Annotated in this window: 16 protein-coding genes and 1 pseudogene; 6 read left to right on the top strand and 11 right to left on the bottom strand. The window is 60.9% G+C overall.

All coding sequences use genetic code 11. The annotated features are described in order from the left end of the window. Positions 1 to 104: 104 nt before the first annotated feature. Entirely contained in the window at positions 105 to 755 is a 651-nt protein-coding gene (locus tag ACZ5IL_RS17290) for a 3-oxoacid CoA-transferase subunit B (protein WP_464593390.1), read from the bottom strand. Positions 756 to 833: 78 nt separating this feature from the next. After that, the gene (locus tag ACZ5IL_RS17295) at positions 834 to 1,541 is read right to left on the bottom strand and encodes a CoA transferase subunit A (protein WP_464593392.1); all 708 of its coding nucleotides are present in this window, start codon (positions 1,539 to 1,541) and stop codon (positions 834 to 836) included. Between the two features lie 300 nt (positions 1,542 to 1,841). Between ACZ5IL_RS17295 and ACZ5IL_RS17300 the strand changes: the two genes are divergently transcribed. Then, a complete protein-coding gene (locus ACZ5IL_RS17300; protein ID WP_464593394.1) occupies positions 1,842 to 3,785 on the top strand; it encodes an AsmA family protein in 1,944 nt (647 codons plus the stop codon). A gap of 50 nt (positions 3,786 to 3,835) precedes the next feature. Here ACZ5IL_RS17300 and ACZ5IL_RS17305 read toward each other — a convergent pair whose 3' ends face one another. From ACZ5IL_RS17305 to ACZ5IL_RS17315, 3 genes are read right to left on the bottom strand one after another with little or no spacing between them, the layout of a single operon-like run. Then, a complete protein-coding gene (locus ACZ5IL_RS17305; protein WP_464596933.1) occupies positions 3,836 to 4,654 on the bottom strand; it encodes an ABC transporter permease subunit in 819 nt (272 codons plus the stop codon). Beyond that, complete coding sequence (locus ACZ5IL_RS17310; protein WP_464593396.1) at positions 4,654 to 5,568, bottom strand: ABC transporter permease; 915 nt, start codon at positions 5,566 to 5,568, stop codon at positions 4,654 to 4,656. The genes ACZ5IL_RS17305 and ACZ5IL_RS17310 overlap by 1 nt, the downstream gene beginning before the upstream one ends. Beyond that, positions 5,565 to 6,713 carry an ABC transporter ATP-binding protein gene (locus tag ACZ5IL_RS17315; RefSeq protein WP_464593398.1) on the bottom strand — a complete coding sequence of 383 codons (1,149 nt, stop codon included), beginning with the start codon at positions 6,711 to 6,713 and terminating at the stop codon, positions 5,565 to 5,567. The genes ACZ5IL_RS17310 and ACZ5IL_RS17315 overlap by 4 nt, the downstream gene beginning before the upstream one ends. A 544-nt stretch (positions 6,714 to 7,257) precedes the next feature. On the opposite strand from ACZ5IL_RS17315, the gene ACZ5IL_RS17320 reads away from it, so the two are divergent. After that, entirely contained in the window at positions 7,258 to 8,361 is a 1,104-nt protein-coding gene (locus tag ACZ5IL_RS17320) for an NAD(P)/FAD-dependent oxidoreductase (RefSeq protein ID WP_464593400.1), read from the top strand. 161 nt (positions 8,362 to 8,522) lie between these two features. Here the strand turns inward: ACZ5IL_RS17320 and ACZ5IL_RS17325 are convergent, their stop codons facing one another. After that, positions 8,523 to 8,708, bottom strand: a complete 186-nt coding sequence (locus ACZ5IL_RS17325) for a YdcH family protein (RefSeq protein WP_079446071.1) — start codon at positions 8,706 to 8,708, stop codon at positions 8,523 to 8,525. Positions 8,709 to 8,992: 284 nt separating this feature from the next. Here ACZ5IL_RS17325 and ACZ5IL_RS17330 point away from each other — a divergent pair, with 284 nt between their 5' ends. Then, positions 8,993 to 9,154 (top strand): YdcH family protein, encoded by a 162-nt coding sequence (locus tag ACZ5IL_RS17330; protein WP_464596934.1) that lies wholly within the window; start codon positions 8,993 to 8,995, stop codon positions 9,152 to 9,154. A gap of 73 nt (positions 9,155 to 9,227) precedes the next feature. On the opposite strand, the pseudogene ACZ5IL_RS17335 reads toward ACZ5IL_RS17330, so the two are convergent. Beyond that, a pseudogene (locus ACZ5IL_RS17335) lies at positions 9,228 to 9,909 on the bottom strand (GGDEF domain-containing protein). A 121-nt stretch (positions 9,910 to 10,030) separates the two neighbouring features. Here ACZ5IL_RS17335 and purE point away from each other — a divergent pair. Beyond that, positions 10,031 to 10,519: a 5-(carboxyamino)imidazole ribonucleotide mutase gene (gene purE / locus ACZ5IL_RS17340; RefSeq protein ID WP_464593403.1), complete on the top strand. Its 489-nt coding sequence runs from the start codon at positions 10,031 to 10,033 to the stop codon at positions 10,517 to 10,519. Further along, positions 10,516 to 11,613: a 5-(carboxyamino)imidazole ribonucleotide synthase gene (locus ACZ5IL_RS17345; RefSeq protein ID WP_464593405.1), complete on the top strand. Its 1,098-nt coding sequence runs from the start codon at positions 10,516 to 10,518 to the stop codon at positions 11,611 to 11,613. The genes purE and ACZ5IL_RS17345 overlap by 4 nt, the downstream gene beginning before the upstream one ends. A gap of 102 nt (positions 11,614 to 11,715) precedes the next feature. Here the strand turns inward: ACZ5IL_RS17345 and aqpZ are convergent, their stop codons facing one another. Next, positions 11,716 to 12,429: an aquaporin Z gene (aqpZ, locus tag ACZ5IL_RS17350; RefSeq protein ID WP_464593407.1), complete on the bottom strand. Its 714-nt coding sequence runs from the start codon at positions 12,427 to 12,429 to the stop codon at positions 11,716 to 11,718. A 268-nt stretch (positions 12,430 to 12,697) separates the two neighbouring features. On the opposite strand from aqpZ, the gene rpsU reads away from it, so the two are divergent. Continuing rightward, positions 12,698 to 12,985 (top strand): 30S ribosomal protein S21, encoded by a 288-nt coding sequence (gene rpsU, locus ACZ5IL_RS17355; RefSeq protein ID WP_079446065.1) that lies wholly within the window; start codon positions 12,698 to 12,700, stop codon positions 12,983 to 12,985. A 79-nt stretch (positions 12,986 to 13,064) separates the two neighbouring features. On the opposite strand, the gene ACZ5IL_RS17360 is transcribed toward rpsU, so the two are convergent. From ACZ5IL_RS17360 to ACZ5IL_RS17370, 3 genes are all read right to left on the bottom strand, one after another. Beyond that, positions 13,065 to 13,892, bottom strand: coding sequence for a hypothetical protein (locus ACZ5IL_RS17360; protein ID WP_464593409.1), 828 nt, complete (start codon positions 13,890 to 13,892; stop codon positions 13,065 to 13,067). Between the two features lie 244 nt (positions 13,893 to 14,136). Beyond that, positions 14,137 to 14,586: a DUF3606 domain-containing protein gene (locus ACZ5IL_RS17365; RefSeq protein WP_464593411.1), complete on the bottom strand. Its 450-nt coding sequence runs from the start codon at positions 14,584 to 14,586 to the stop codon at positions 14,137 to 14,139. 29 nt (positions 14,587 to 14,615) lie between these two features. Then, complete coding sequence (locus tag ACZ5IL_RS17370; RefSeq protein WP_425908645.1) at positions 14,616 to 16,013, bottom strand: NAD(P)(+) transhydrogenase (Re/Si-specific) subunit beta; 1,398 nt, start codon at positions 16,011 to 16,013, stop codon at positions 14,616 to 14,618. Positions 16,014 to 16,155 lie beyond the last annotated feature (142 nt).

A 16,155-nucleotide genomic window follows, 5' to 3' on the forward strand; every position in this document is an offset into this window, starting at 1 on the left:
CGCGTGAAGAAAACGCGTCAAATCTATGACTGAAACCCTGCGGCCGGGTCTGTAGCGCCTGACGCCATCGAATATCGGCTTCTGGCCGCTATCGCGCACCGTCCTCAGGCGCTCTGCAGCGCGACGCCGAATTCGGCTTCGGTCTTGGCCCTGACCTCGTCCAGCGTGACGCTGTCGGCGAGCTCGATCAGCGTCATGCCATCCTTGCCGTGCTTGTCGATGGTAAACACCGCAAGATCGGTAACGACCATATCGACAACCCTTTCGCCGGTCAGCGGCAGCGTGCACCGCTTGAGCAATTTGGGGCCATCCTTGGCGGAATGCTCCATCACGACGACGACGCGCTTGACACCGGCGACGAGATCCATCGCGCCGCCCATGCCCTTGACCATCTTGCCCGGGATCATCCAGTTGGCAAGATCGCCGTTCTGGGCCACCTGCATCGCTCCGAGGATCGAGAGGTCGATATGGCCACCGCGCACCATGCCGAACGAGTCGGCCGACGAGAAATAGCTGGAGGTCGGCAATTCTGTGACGGTCTGCTTGCCCGCGTTGATAAGGTCGGGATCCTCTTCGCCTTCATAGGGAAATGGACCCATGCCGAGCATGCCGTTCTCGCTCTGAAGCTGAACGTCGATATTGTCGGGAATGAAGTTTGATACCAGCGTCGGAATACCGATTCCGAGATTGACGTAATAACCATCGCGCAATTCCTTGGCGGCACGCCCTGCCATCTGCTCGCGGGTCCAGGCCATGGGGCTCTCCTGTCATATTGTTGTCGTTGCAAGGAGCTTATCGGAAGCGATCCAGCACTGTCCTGAGCCTAGAAGCGCCTATGCCGCCGGACGTGGACGGGTGTTGCGGAATTCGATGTGCTTCCTGGCGCTCCCCACCTCGACGATGCGCTTGATGAAGATGCCGGGAGTATGGATGTGATCGGGATCGATCTCGCCAGCGGGTACCAGATGCTCGACTTCTGCGATGGTAACCTTCGCGGCGGTCGCCATGATCGGGTTAAAGTTTCGCGCAGTCTTGCGATAGACCAGATTGCCAGCGGTGTCGCCCTTCCAGGCGTGGACGATGGCGAGATCGGCGAATAGCCCTCGCTCCATAAGATATTTCTGGCCGTCGAATTCCTTCACCTCCTTGCCCTCGGCAATGAGGGTGCCGACGCCGGTTTTTGTGTAGAACGCCGGAATGCCGGCGCCGCCCGCGCGAATGCGCTCAGCCAACGTGCCCTGCGGATTGAATTCAAGTTCCAGATCGCCGGCAAGATACTGCTGGACGAAAAGCTTATTCTCGCCGACGTAGGACGAGATCATCTTCTTAATCTGCCGCGTTTCGAGCAAACGGCTCAGTCCGATGCCATCGACGCCGGCGTTATTGGACACGAAGGTCAGATTTTTGACTCCAGAGTCACGAATGGCATCGGACAACGTTTCCGGGATGCCACACAAGCCGAATCCACCGGACATGATCATCATGCCGTCCCTGAGAAGACCATCGAGGGCCGATTTGGCGTCGGGGTAGAGTTTGTTCATAAGCTGCGACCTGCAAGGAGGAAGGCGCCGCTTAACGGCGCGCGGGCAGGGTTAAAGGGAAGTATTAGGCAAAATCCTCGTGGGGCGTCAATTGGAGCTATGGCCGGCTTGGCGGAACGAATTTGACATTCGCTATTCACATTTGCAGCAGCAAGACTCCCGCCGTAGCGGCATGTAAATGTCAAAATCGGACTGTCGGCGGCCTTGAAAGCGTCAAGAAAACCAATCAAGTTGCGGGCGCTGCCGGACGACGTTCGACCGGCCGGCAAGCGTCAACCAACCCCGGACATGTCATTGACGATGGCCCAAGGAATGAAGCGCCTGGGAATATCGGTCGCGGCCATTCTGGGAGTTGCGGTGGTCGTCCTGTCGGGGCTGATCTCCATGTCGCGACTGCTCGACCACGACGCCTTGCGAAACGCCGTCGAAAGTCAGATCCGCACGGTGACGGGACTCGACTTCGTCGCAGATGGCCGCATCGACGTCTCGGTTTTTCCCGGCAGCTATGTGTCCTTCCATGGTGTCCGCATCAAGGGTAGCGACGCCGAGGCTCCCGCACTCAGCGTCGATGTGCTGACCGCCAATCTGCGCCTGATTCCGCTTCTCATGCAGCATTTCCAGATCGACGACGTCATGATGCTGCACCCTCACATCCGCGTTAAGCGCGCTGCCGACGGCCATAGCAACTGGACTCCCTTCGTGGAAACGATTGCGCGAAATATGAAGCCCGGAGCCGACAGCCCGGTCTCGTTCTCGGAAATCCAAATCCAGAATGGTGAACTCAGCTATGAGGATACGGCCGGTGAGATTTCCGAAAACCTCCGCGACCTCGATCTGTCGCTGGCATGGCCCTCGATTTCCCGCTCGTTCGCAGCGACAGGACAGTTCGACTGGCGCGGCGAACGCGTCGACGGCAGCATAAGCCTCAGTGATTTTCTCGCAGCGCTATCGGGCGATCGATCCGGCCTGAAGATCAAGGTCGCCAGCGCACCGCTGAAATTCTCGTTTGACGGTACGGTCGCCAACCCGATCAGTTGGATGATGGAAGGTACGCTCTCCGCCGATAGCACTCGCTTGCGCGAGGCGTTGCGCTGGATCGGACAGCCTCCTCCCGGCGACGGCGGGTTCGATCGCTTCGCGCTCAAGGCGCGCGCCAGCATGATCGGCTCGTCGGTCGCGCTCACGAACGTCAACGTCGAAATCGATGGCAATGCCGCCGAGGGCGTAATGACCTACGCCAATAACGGACGGCAGACCCTGCAGGCCACGCTTGCCGCCGGAACGCTGGATTTCACCCCTTATGTCAAGACGATCCGGCTGCTCGCCGGCGGAGCCCGCGACTGGAACCGGCAACTGTTCGATCTGCATGCGCTGTCTGCCACCGACCTCGACATGCGGCTTTCGGCGGCAAAGGTCATCGTCGGCTCCACTAGGCTTGGCAAAACCGCACTCGGCGCCAACCTCCGCAACGGATCGCTCGCGCTCAGCATCGGCGAAGCGCAAATTTATGACGGTATCGCGAAGGGATCGTTCGGCATCTCGCACGCCGAGACGGCCGCCGATGTGAAGGCGCAGTTTCAGCTGATCGACGTCGATCTGCAAACCTGCGTCAGCGATCTGTTCGGCACCGGCCGGCTCTCCGGGCGCGGCAACCTGAATATTTCGCTTGAGGCCAAGGGATCGAGTCCGTACGGGCTGGCGCAATCGCTCGACGGGACGGCGGTTCTGACCGGCCATGACGGCGCGATCAGCGGATTCAATGTCGAGCAACTGCTGAAGCGGCTGGAGCGGCGGCCGCTCTCCGGCGGCGGAAATTTCCGCAACGGAAAGACACCATTCGACAAGCTGAATATCGCCCTCGATTTCGACGACGGGGTCGCCGTCGCGACGGACGTGCGCGTCGAAGGGCCGGCAGCGCGTCTCACCCTGACCGGCACTGCCTCGGTGCCTTCGCGAGACTACGATCTCAAGGGCGTCGCGAGCCTGACGTCGTCAGCGGGTGCCGACAATTTCGAGTTACCGTTCGTGGTCCAGGGACCATGGGACGATCCGCTGGTCTTTCCCGATCCGGAAAGCCTGATACGGCGGTCCAAGGCGTCGGCACCGCTGCTCGACGCGGTCAGGGACCGCAAAACCCGCGACGCGGTTCGCTCGGTGATCGAGCATCTAACGGATCAGAAGGCAGTTCCCGCGGCAACTGTTCCGGATACCCCGACCGGGTCCGGAACGTCGCGTACAAACTGACGTCGTCCGCAAGCCTCTTCCTCAATCCCAAGCCCTTCTTCAACCAACGTCTACAGGGGTGCGGCGCTTTCGCCTTGCCGGCTCGAGAGTTTCGAAGCCAGCGACGCGGCCACGATAACCACAGCGATCGATCCGACGATCAGCGTACAGATCGCATTGATCTCCGGCTTCACGCCAAGACGCACCTCTGAATAAATCCGGATCGGGAGCGTTGTGGACCCGGGACCGGTGGTGAAACTCGCGATCACCACGTCGTCCATCGACAGCGTAAAGGCAAGCATCCAGCCCGCGATGACCGACGGCAGGATCAGCGGCATCGTTACCTTGACGAACGCCCGGAGGGGGTCGCAGCCCAGGTCCATCGCAGCTTCCTCCAGGCTTCGATCGAGCGATCCGAGCCGCGACCGCACCACCACGGCAACGAAGCACATGGTCAGCGTCGTATGCGCGATCGTGACCGTCCAGAACCCGCGCTGCGCATCGACCGCAACGAACAGCAGCAACAAGGACAGTCCGGTGATCACCTCGGGCATCACCAGCGGGGCGTACAGCATTCCCGCGAACAGCCCGCGTCCATGGAAGGCGCCGGCACGCGTCAGGGCGACCGCAGCCAGCGTTCCCAGAACGGTAGCGGCCGTGGCCGACACTGCGGCAACCCGCAGGCTCATCGCAAGCGCGGACAACATCGCCTCGTCGTTGAAAAGTTCAACGTACCAGCGCACGGACCATCCGCCCCAGACCGTCACCAGTCGCGAGGCGTTGAACGAATAGATCACGAGAACAACGATAGGCAGGTACAGAAACGCCAACCCGAGCGCGAGCGCGGTAATGTTGAAAGGCGACAGTCTGGCGAGCACGGGCCTTGCCATCATCGCAGTTCTTCCAGCTGGCGACGCTGCACTCGCTCGTTAATAAGAAGCGGCGCCAACAGCAGCACCAGCAGCACGACGGCGATCGCCGACGCCACCGGCCAATCGCGGTTGGTAAAAAATTCCAGCCATAAGGTCTGCCCGATCATCGGCGAGGTTGACCCCGCGAGCAGATCCGGAATCACGAACTCGCCAACAATCGGAATGAAGCACAGCAGCGCGCCCGCGCCGATACCCGGCAGCGACAACGGCACCGTCACCAGCCAGAACGTGGTCAGACGCGAACCGCCGAGGTCAGCGGAAGCCTCAAGAAGCGCGGGATCCATTTTGGCCAATGTCGCGTAGAGCGGCAGGATCATGAACGGCAGATAGGAATAGACGATTCCGATATACATCGCCGCATCGGTGGACAGCCACACGACGGGAACGCTGACGAGGTGCAGCGCCATCAGCATGTTGTTCAGGATGCCATCGTGCTGGAGAATGTTGATCCACGCGTAGACGCGGATCAGAAACGAAGTCCAGAACGGCACGATCACCAGGATCATCGCAATCGGTTGCCAGCGTGCCGGCAGGCGCGACATGCCGTAGGCGATGGGATAGCCGACCGCGAGCAAAATCGACGTCGATATCAGGGCGACGACAACGCTTCGCAGGTAAGACAGGACGTAAAAATGGTCCGACGCAAGCAGCTTGAAATTTTCAGGCGACAGCGCCGCGATGGCTGCCTTAAGGGCAGCTATGCCCTCAGCCAGATCAAACACGGGCAGATAAGGCGGCTGCGCCATCACCGTGTGCGACAGGCTGATCTTGAGCACGAAGCCGAACGGCAGCAAGAAAAACAGCAACATCCACAGAAACGGCGCAATCGCCGCCCTGCGCGCGGAAACGGAGAAAAGACGTCGCCCGTTCATCGGTCAAGTACCATGCAATCGTCTGGCGCGAAACACGCCACCACGCGCTCCGCCTTATCGTAGGCGTCAACCTCCCGCCGAACGTTGTTAGCAACCGACGCGGACAGCAGCGCGCCGCGATCGAGCCTGACCTGATAGCGAGTCTGACCGCCAAGATAGCTGATGCCGGCAATGACGCCTTCCATGCGGTTGATCCCGGCCGCGTGGCCCGCATCGGATGTCGCCTCGCCTCGCGACAAGCGAACCTTCTCCGGGCGTATTGCAACGCAGACCTGATCCGTCGTTAGCGCCTGCACGGGTGCCGCAGCCGTCACCTGTCCCGCTGCTTGCGTTGCGACCGTTACGCGGTCGGCGTCGCACGACTCCACTTCGCCATCGATGATGTTGATTCCGCCAACGAACTCGGCAATCCAGCGAGAGTTCGGCGCTTCATAGAGCTGGCGCGGCGTCGCCACCTGTTCCAGACGCCCGGCATTCATCACCCCGATGCGATCCGCCATCATCATCGCCTCCTCCTGATCGTGAGTGACGATGATGAAGGTCATGCCGAGTTGGCGCTGCAGCCGCATCAATTCGGCTTGAGTGTTCTCGCGCAGTTTCATGTCGAGCGCGGCCAGCGGTTCATCGAGCAGCAATAGCCGCGGGCGTCGCGCGAGCGCGCGCGCCAGCGCCACGCGCTGCTTCTGACCGCCCGAAAGCTGCTCCGGCTTGCGCTTTTCCATGCCCTCGAGACTCACCAGCGCCACCATCTCCGCGACGCGAGCATCGATCTCGGCGCGCGACAGGCTCGCCCGCCTCAGCCCGAACGCAATGTTGTCTCGCACGGACAGATGGGGAAACAGCGCGTAGTTCTGGAACATCATGTTAACGGGACGCCGATGCGGCGGAACGCCGGATATGTCTTGACCACCGAGACGGATGCGCCCGCTGTCAGGCGTCTCGAACCCAGCCAACATCCGGAGCAGCGTGGTCTTGCCACAGCCGCTTGGCCCCAGCAGCGCAAAAAACTCCCCCGTCCTGATATCGAGTGACAGGCGATCGACAGCGGTAAACCCGCCAAAGCGCTTGACGACGGCATCGACCTGCAACAGCGGCAGGTCGGACGGAGCGACCGCATCGAAGGTAGATCTCGCTTCTTTCGTCATTCCATCCCGTCTCGTTTCGCGATGAAGGCTATAGCGTTTTCGAGGTGGATACCGGTTAGCGTCAAGAAACGCATCAAAACACAAAGATAGAGCCCCGCTTCTGATTCCATCAAAAGCGAAAGGCTCTAGCGATCCGATTCCAATGATCGCATCATCTACTTGCGAATATCGAAATCCAACGATCACCGGCAATACACGTTGGCGGCAGGGTTTTGGATGCGGCATTCGGGCTCGGAGATTGCACTCGCTCTGGCAATGCCCCTCGGGGTAACCCATAGATCGGAATATTGGTCGATGGTACAAACCTGTATCTTCGCGCCTGATTGAGGTTGGCTGGCAAATGCGCCCTGGATTGCCACAACCGATCTCTCATGATTAATGGTCCCGCTAGAGCATGATGCCGAAACATGGAGACCGGTTTTCGGACAAAACAGGCTCAATCGAAAGAGTAAAACAGAGTTCAATTCAACTCCGTTGAATCGGATTCCAAACGACGCACCGGCGCGAATTACGCGGGGCGATCAGAAAACAGTCCGGATTACGAATGGACAGGGTTGAATGCGTGGTCGTGGGCGCAGGCGTGATCGGGCTTGCGGTCGCGCGGCAGCTCGCGCGATCCGGCCGCGAGGTTATCGTTCTCGAAGCTGCGGACAACATCGGAACGGAAACGTCGTCGCGCAACAGCGAGGTGATCCACGCCGGTATCTACTATCCCGCCGGCAGTCTGATGGCGCAGACTTGCGTCAGCGGACGTCCCGCCCTCTACGCTTATTGCCGGGAACACGGAATTCCACACCGCACCTGCGGGAAGCTGGTGGTTGCGACCACCGAACGTGAGGTCGACAGGCTGTGGGCCATCAGAGCTCACGCGGAGGGCAATGGCGTCGAAGACATACAGTTCCTGAGCGGCGGCGATGCCCGCGCGCTCGAACCGGCGCTGCACTGCGTGGCCGCGCTACTATCTCCGTCGACAGGCATTATCGACAGTCACGCCTTAATGCTGGCCTTGCGCGGTGACGCCGAGCGGGACGGTGCGACGTTCGCATTTCTTACCCCCTTGTTGGGCGCCAAGGCGACGCCTCATGGGCTGGAAATCGAAACCGGCGGCGACTCGCCGATGACACTCGCCTGCGATCTGCTGATCAATGCCGCCGGCCTGAGCGCGCCGGCGGTGGCGCGCCGTATCGAAGGCATGCCCGGAGAGCGGATTCCACCGGCCTATCTCGCCAAGGGAAGCTATTTCAGTTGCAGCGTCCGTGCGCCGTTTTCACGCCTGATCTATCCGGTCCCGGAGCCCGGCGGCCTTGGCGTGCATCTCACGCTCGACCTTGCCGGCCAGCCCCGCTTCGGCCCCGATGTGGAATGGATCGAGATACCGAACTATGACGTCGATCCGGGGCGGGCAACCCAGTTTTACCCGGCGATCCGGCGCTATTGGCCTGACCTGCCTGACGGTGCCCTGATCCCCGCGTATTCTGGAATCCGTCCTAAGATCGTGCCGCCGGCGGTTGCGGTGCAGGACTTCATGATCGAGGGGCCCGCAGACCACGGCCTGACCGGGCTGATCAACCTGTTCGGGATTGAGTCGCCCGGCCTGACCTCGTCACTTGCGATTGCCGACCATGTCGCTGCCTTGGCCGTGAAATAGCGAACAAGGCTATTTAAAACAGGCAACAGCTATCGAGCGGAGCGTCCCCCTTTGGGCGATAGCTGGCACTATCGTTTGGGGCTCCGCCCGCGCGAACCGGCAGCAGCAGCAAAACGGCTACTGACTCCATGACCCTAAAAGTGAGAGGAGAGGTCGAGAGTTTAGTGGACGGTCCCGGCTGTGGAGAACTTGAGTCGTTCGATCTCGTCCTTGAGCATCAGTTTTCGGCGCTTCAACTCGGCAATCCTCGTGTCGTCGGTAGAAAGATGCCTGAGAGCATCGTGCAATTCGCTTTCCAGGATTCGATGTTTCCGTTCCAGTTCAGCGAGATGCGCCTGAATTGCCATTCGAACCTCCTAGGTGAGATTAGACCCCCAGATTCGCTCCGAACAGTAAAGTCTACATGAATGGCGACGACTGTCGATGGGACAGAAAGGCCCGTCGATCATATTTGTGAGATTCCAAAATGAACCCGCCCGCATGGAACCCGGCGACTTGCGCGCAGCGCGGGCACGGGAGATAATTCGCGGATCAGAAACTCCCCAACCCTTCGCAAACTCTTCGCGATTCAAGTCAGTACGTCATCATGACCGACGAAGAAGAGCGTGAACTCGGAGCCGAGCTCGCCCGTCTGCAACAGGAACACCGCGACCTGGATGCCGCCATAGATGCGCTGCATCAATCGCCTGCACCAGATCTGCTGCGGCTACAGCGGCTAAAGAAGCGCAAGCTACAGTTGCGTGACCGCATCTGCTTCATCGAAGACCAGATCACGCCGGATATTATTGCCTGAACGCCGAGCGCCCCCCGCGGTCGTCGGAGATGAACGTCAGTGCCTCCCCAACCGGCCGCAAGGCATGGCCCGTTCAACGACAGCGCCGCTGCGCCTTGCGAACATACATTTCGCAATCGGCCTGCTCCAGCGCGCTCGCCTTCGATGTGCGGTCCGAGCATGGCGACCCCGATCGAGGCTCCGGTTGTGATCGCCTCTCCACGGAAAGTCAGTGTCAGCCGGTCGATGGTTTCTTCGAGCATCGACGCCTTCGCTTTGGCGTCGGTCTCGCTGAGATTCCACAATAGCACCGCGAACTCGTCGCCGCCGAGCCGCCCTATCAGGTCGGAGGATCGCACGTCTCGCGACAGTGCCCCGACCACGGCTTTCAGCACCGCATCTCCCGCCGCATGACCGAAGGCGTCGTTGATGGGCTTCAAGCGATCAACGTCGAGCACGAACAACGCACCGCTTGCATGATAGCGTCGGATATAGGCTACCGAGCGGTGCAGCTCGCGTTCGAAGCCGCGACGATTGAGAACGCCCAAAAGATGATCGGTATCCGCAGAGGCCTCAAGATCCGCGATCCGCGCCTGGGCCGCCGCGAGCCGGGACTTGAGGCGGCGGATGGCCGCCCTATCATCTGCCGCCAGGTCAGATTTTGCCGTTTGGCGCTTGGGTCCGAGCGCTGCCAGCTGCGCGGCGGACGCTGCCTTATGATGACTAGCCTTCCGCTTGACGGTCGGGGACCGAGCCGCTTTAGGTGTCTTTTTCATCGTCGCAAGGCTTGCCGCCGTTCACCAAGAAAGGATAGTTCATTCCCAGCTGCTTGCCTCGTCAAGACGCCTTCCTATAATTCGGATCGATTTCTGGATTCCCGAACAAACAAATAGATAAATGACCGCCGTTGTCGCCATCATCATGGGAAGCCAGTCGGATTGGGAGACCATGCGCCACGCCGCGGAAACGCTGGCCGCGCTCGGCATCACCAGTGAAAGCCGGATCGTCTCCGCGCACCGCACACCTGAAAGACTGTTTACATTCGCCAGGGGCGCCAAGGCCGAGGGGTTCAAGGTCATCATCGCGGGCGCAGGCGGCGCGGCACACCTGCCCGGCATGACGGCATCGCTGACGGAACTTCCGGTGCTTGGCGTGCCCGTCGAGTCCAGGGCGCTTGCCGGGGTCGACTCGCTCTATTCCATGGTGCAGATGCCGGCCGGCGTTCCAGTGGGAACGCTCGCGATCGGCAAGGCCGGCGCCATCAATGCGGCGCTGCTGGCGGCAAGCGTGCTGGCGCTCAATGACCCATCGCTCGCTGGCCGCCTTGCCGCCTGGCGCAAGCGGCAGACGGATGCAGTAGCCGAGCGCCCGGAGGAAACAGCGTGATTGGTTCTCGGCGGCCGACGCTCAAACCGGGAGGCACCATCGGAATTCTCGGCGGCGGTCAGCTCGGCCGGATGCTGGTCTTGGCGGCAGCACGCCTCGGCCTCAAGTGTCAGGTGTTCTCGCCGGACCCGGACTCCCCGGCGTTCGACGTTGTGCAGAACGCTACCTGCGCAGAATACGCCGACGTCGAGGCACTGGAATTGTTCGCAGCCGATGTTGACGTGATCACCTATGAATTCGAGAACGTCCCAGCGGCCACCGCGATGATCCTCGCCGCACGTCGGCCGGTGCTGCCCGATCATCGTATCCTGGAAACGGTGCAGGACCGTTTGCTTGAGAAAAAATTTGTCGCGGGTCTTGGGATCGGTACTGCCGCCTATGCCGACGTGGCGTCGGCGCAGGGGCTTCGCGAAGCAATCGACGTCATCGGCCTTCCCGCCGTGATCAAGACCCGTCGCTTCGGATACGACGGCAAGGGACAGGCCATCATTCGCACGGGCGACGATCTTGATCAGGTGTGGGACGATCTCGGCACCAAGTCCGCAATCGTCGAGACCTTCGTGCCGTTCGAGCGCGAGATTTCCGTAATCGCCGCGCGCGGTGTCGATGGGCGTGTCGAATGTTTCGACGTAACCGAGAACGAGCACCACGATCACATCTTGAAATATTCACGCGCGCCGGCCGCGATTCCTGATGCGCTCGCCGTGCAGGCTCGCGACACGGCAGAGAAAATTGCTGTTGCCCTTGATTATGTCGGTGTGCTGGCCGTGGAAATGTTTGTGGTGCCCGGCGCGAGCGGGCCAACGCTGCTCGTCAACGAGGTCGCACCACGAGTCCACAACTCTGGTCATTGGACGCTCGATGGCGCCTCGGTCTCGCAATTCGAGCAGCATATTCGCGCAGTCGCCGGCTGGCCGCTCGGCAAGCCAGTCCGGCAGGGTAGCGCCGTCATGACAAACCTGATCGGCAAGGACGTCCTCGATTACGGGCGGTGGCTCACCGTGCCCGGCGCCGCCGTTCACATCTACGGCAAGGGCCCCCCGCTCCCCGGTCGCAAGATGGGGCATGTGACAGAGGTGAAGCGCCGCGACTGACAACGGTGCTTACGCCGAAACGCTCATCATGCCCGGAGACGAATCTTCGCATAGGAGAGGATTGCCGGGCCAAGCCCGGCAATGACGCTCAGGAATAACCCGCTACTTTCCCGCGACGACGCCTTCCGGCTCAGCGCTGAGCCCACGATAGACCACGCCGCCGATGATGCCGCCGATCAGCGGTGCTACCCAGAACAGCCAGAGCTGCTCCAGAGCCCAGCCGCCGACGAACAGTGCGGGACCGGTGCTACGCGCCGGATTCACCGACGTGTTGGTCACGGGAATGCTGACAAGGTGAATCATCACCAGCGCAAGTCCGATCGCCAGCGGCGCGAAACCCGCCGGAGCCTTGCCGTGGGTCGATCCCATGATGACGAACAGAAACATGGCCGTCATTGTCACCTCGGTGATAAAGCAAACCATGAGGTTATAGTGACCGGGCGAGTGCTCGCCATAGCCATTCGATGCGAAACCTTTGGTTACATCGAATCCTGCCGCACCGCTGGCGATCACATAGAGCAGCGCCGCGCCAGCGACCGCCCCGATCACCTGCGCAATGACGTACGGCACCACCTGCCCTGCCGGAAACCGGCCACCGGCGGCCAAACCCACTGTGACCGCTGGATTGAGATGACAGCCTGAAATATGCCCGATCGCGTAGGCCATGGTGACAACGCTCAGACCGAAAGAAAAAGCCACGCCCAGCAACCCGATGCCGACTTCCGGAAACGCGGCCGCGATAACCGCGCTGCCGCATCCCATAAACGTCAGCCAGAAAGTGCCAATCAGTTCGGCCGCGTATTTCCTGACATCCATGACACGCCCTCCTCGGTTGCGGGGGGATCACACCACCCGGATACAGGTCCCATAGAAACCCGATATGAGGCTTTCCTAAACCCCCAATGGTTGTTCTTTGGGGGAATTCCACCTGAATTTTCGGCTTTTTCCCCGCACCCAACAAATCGCCTATGGTGGACATCCGTGCCTTGATCTGATACATCGGCGCCCTTGACGCTGAGGGCTTGGCCTTTGTCGGCCTTCCGCTGTCTGAAAAATTCTTACCGTAATTGAAAGAGGATGCCGCGTGCAGGTTCTCGTTCGCGATAACAATGTCGATCAAGCTCTCAAGGCGCTGAAGAAAAAGATGCAGCGTGAGGGAATTTTCCGCGAAATGAAGCTCCGCGGCCATTACGAAAAGCCCTCGGAAAAGAAGGCTCGCGAAAAGGCCGAGGCCGTGCGCCGCGCCCGCAAGCTCGCACGCAAGAAGATGCAGCGCGAAGGTCTGCTGCCCATGAAACCGAAGCCGGTTTTTGGCGCCGGACCCGGAGTCGGCCGGGGCGGTCCAGCCGCTGGCCCTCGTGGACCGCGCTGAACAATTACTGCAAGTTCGATATTGAATTCAGCGCGGGCTTTAGGCCCGCGTTGTTATTGCTGCATGCTGATTTCTGTGACTACCGCGGCAGCACTGTCTCGACGACCGCTTTCGCGGCCGAGAGCATATCGTCGGCGACAGTCTGAGCCCGCGTCGCCGGCGCTGGCTCGTTGGCCTTAAGATCGAACGGCCGAGATGCTTGCGGGATATTTTCAGGGGGAACCGGCAGCCGCGCACGGTCGGCCTGGTCCAAAGGCGTCCCCTCCCCAGCTCCGGCCGAATCAAACCTGCTTGTTTCCACTTTGGGCGTAGACGCCTGGATCGCTGATGGAAGCGACTCCGCTGCCTGAGGTGCGGCATGCGTGACCTCTTGGTGTCGCGAAGGCGCGACCGACTGACGATCGGCATCCTGCTGCGCTCGATGAGGCCCCTCCGATCGAGGACGCACCGCCTCGACCTCCAAGGACGCCTCGGTCGGGTTGTGTAGCCGATCGATCGCGGCCCGCGCGAGATCGTTGGCATCTGCGGGCGAAGCTGCTTGTGCTGGAGCGGCCGGCATCGGCCTGACCTTGGCAGCCTTCTCGCGCTGCGGCGCTTGGTGCTTTTTCGTGTCGGCCAGCAAACTCGCCGCCCGCTTCTCGGCAGGTTTCGCTGCGGCAGCCTCGGATGGAATCTTCTCAGGCTGGACATTCTCGTCGGGCGCCTTGGCGCTTTCTTTCCCGGAATTACCGGCCGCCCGGACCTTGGCCTCGGAATCGGTGTCGCCCGCTTTGTCGGAAGTCGCGGCCGACGCCGCAGCCACCGGCGGCGTATCCGGCTTGACGGCGATGTAATGGTTCACAATGTAGGCGGCTGCCACCGTCGCAATGATGGAAGGCAATATTTTTTCAACAAAGTATTTCAGCATGATCGGCTTCTCCCGCGCTGTCTGTGGGAGAGTTTTTGGGCCGATTAAGGGATCAATCGCGACGGATCGGAGGCAAGTGGCGTTTCTTCACCATTTCGTGTTGCTTGATCCGGCGATTTGCCGACCTGTTGCGAGGGATCAGGGTGTTCAGGAGCGACGGTGAAGTCGTAACCCGACCGGACCCAAGCACGAAAGCGAAACCACCAGCGCGGTAAAATCCACGCCGGCAGCGGCATTTGGAAAGTTATCTGGCGCGCTTACTGGCGCTCTTTTTTGCTTTCTTCGCCTTTGCCTTCTTCACCTTTACCTTCTTCGCAGCTGTCTTCTTTTTGCTGGCAGTTTTCTTTCTGACGGTCTTCTTGGCAGCGAGAAAGGCACCGACTTTCTTCGCGGAGCGTCCGACCTCCCCAACCGCGGCGCGAAGCCGTGCCGGCGTCACCTTGAACTTCTTCGACCAGTAGCTGACTTCATAGGATTGGGTCAGCGCAATCAGTGCCCGGTCGTTCGTCGCACGTTTTTGCAGCTTGAGGTAGGCTTCGACTGTTTTGGCAGAGCGGCCGACAGCCTTAACTGCGGCCTTCAGCTTTAACGGCGTGACTTTGAATTTTCCGGACCAGTAACGAACCTCGTAGGCCTCACCCAACGCGATCAAGCGACCGTCACTTCCGCCGCGCTTCGCCTTGTCATCCGCCATACCGGCCTCCACTGTTGAATACCGCCGAATTACATCCCCTTGACGATATTCTCCGTCATCTTCTTGGCGTCGCCAAGCAGCATCATGGTGTTATCCCGATAGAACAGTGGATTATCGATGCCGGCATAGCCCGATGCCAGCGAGCGCTTGATGAACATCACCGTGCCAGCTTTCCAGACCTGCAACACCGGCATGCCATAGATCGGCGAAGACTTATCCTCCTCCGCCGCAGGGTTGGTCACGTCGTTGGCGCCGATGACGAAGGCCACGTCGGCCTGCGCGAATTCCGAATTGATGTCCTCGAGCTCGAACACCTCGTCGTAAGGCACGTTGGCCTCGGCCAGCAGCACGTTCATGTGGCCGGGCATCCGGCCTGCCACCGGATGAATCGCGTACTTCACCTCGACACCCTCCTTCTTGAGGTTGTCGCCCATCTCGCGCAGCGCGTGCTGCGCCTGCGCCACCGCCATGCCGTAGCCGGGCACGATGATGACCTTCTGTGCGTTCTTCATGATGAAGGCGGCGTCATCCGCCGAGCCGAGCTTGGCTGGCTTCTGTTCACCGCTGCCGCCACCGGCCGCAGCCGTCTCACCGCCGAAGCCACCCAGGATCACCGAGATGAACGACCGGTTCATGGCGTGGCACATGATGTAGGACAGGATCGCGCCGGAGGAGCCGACCAGCGCGCCCGTGATGATCAGTGCCGAGTTGCCGAGCGTGAAGCCGATGCCGGCCGCAGCCCAGCCGGAATACGAGTTCAGCATCGAAATCACGACCGGCATGTCGGCGCCGCCGATTGGGATGATCAAGAGCGCGCCGAGCAGAAGCGCCAGAATCACGATCAGCCAGAAATCGAGCGCGCTGCCGGACATCACCAGCCCGACGATGAAAAACGCCAGCGCGAGTCCGAGCACGATGTTGATGATGTGACGTGCCGGCAGGATAATCGGAGCGCCGCTCATGCGACCCGACAGTTTCAAGAACGCGATCACCGAGCCGGTGAATGTCAATGCGCCGATGGCAACGCCGAGCGACATCTCGATCAGACTCTGCGCATGGATGTTGCCGGGTGTGCCGATTCCGAAAGCCTCGGGCGCATAGAACGCGCCGGCGGCCACCAGCACCGCCGCCATGCCGACCAGCGAGTGGAACGCCGCGACTAGTTCCGGCATCGACGTCATCGGCACCCGGCGCGCGATCACCGCACCGATGCTGCCGCCGATCGCAACACCGAGGATCACCAGCACCCAAGCCACGGCGTCGGCGGGCGGATGCGCGGCGAGCGTGGTCGCGACCGCGATCGCCATGCCGGTCATGCCGAGGAAATTGCCTTTCCGACTGGACGCCGGACTGGACAACCCCCGCAGCGACAGGATGAACAAAACGCCGGCGACGAGATAAAGAAGCGCGGAGAGATTGGCGTTCATGGCGTCTGCTATCTCCCGGGCATTCCGTCATGCCCCGTCTTGCGTCGGGCATCCCGGCTTTTTCTTATCAATAGAACGCGGACATTCTGGTCATCCGCACGAAGACGCGCTTCAAGCGCACGCCCGATCATCACGACTTCGC

Source organism: Nitrobacter sp. CN101, assembly GCF_055390255.1.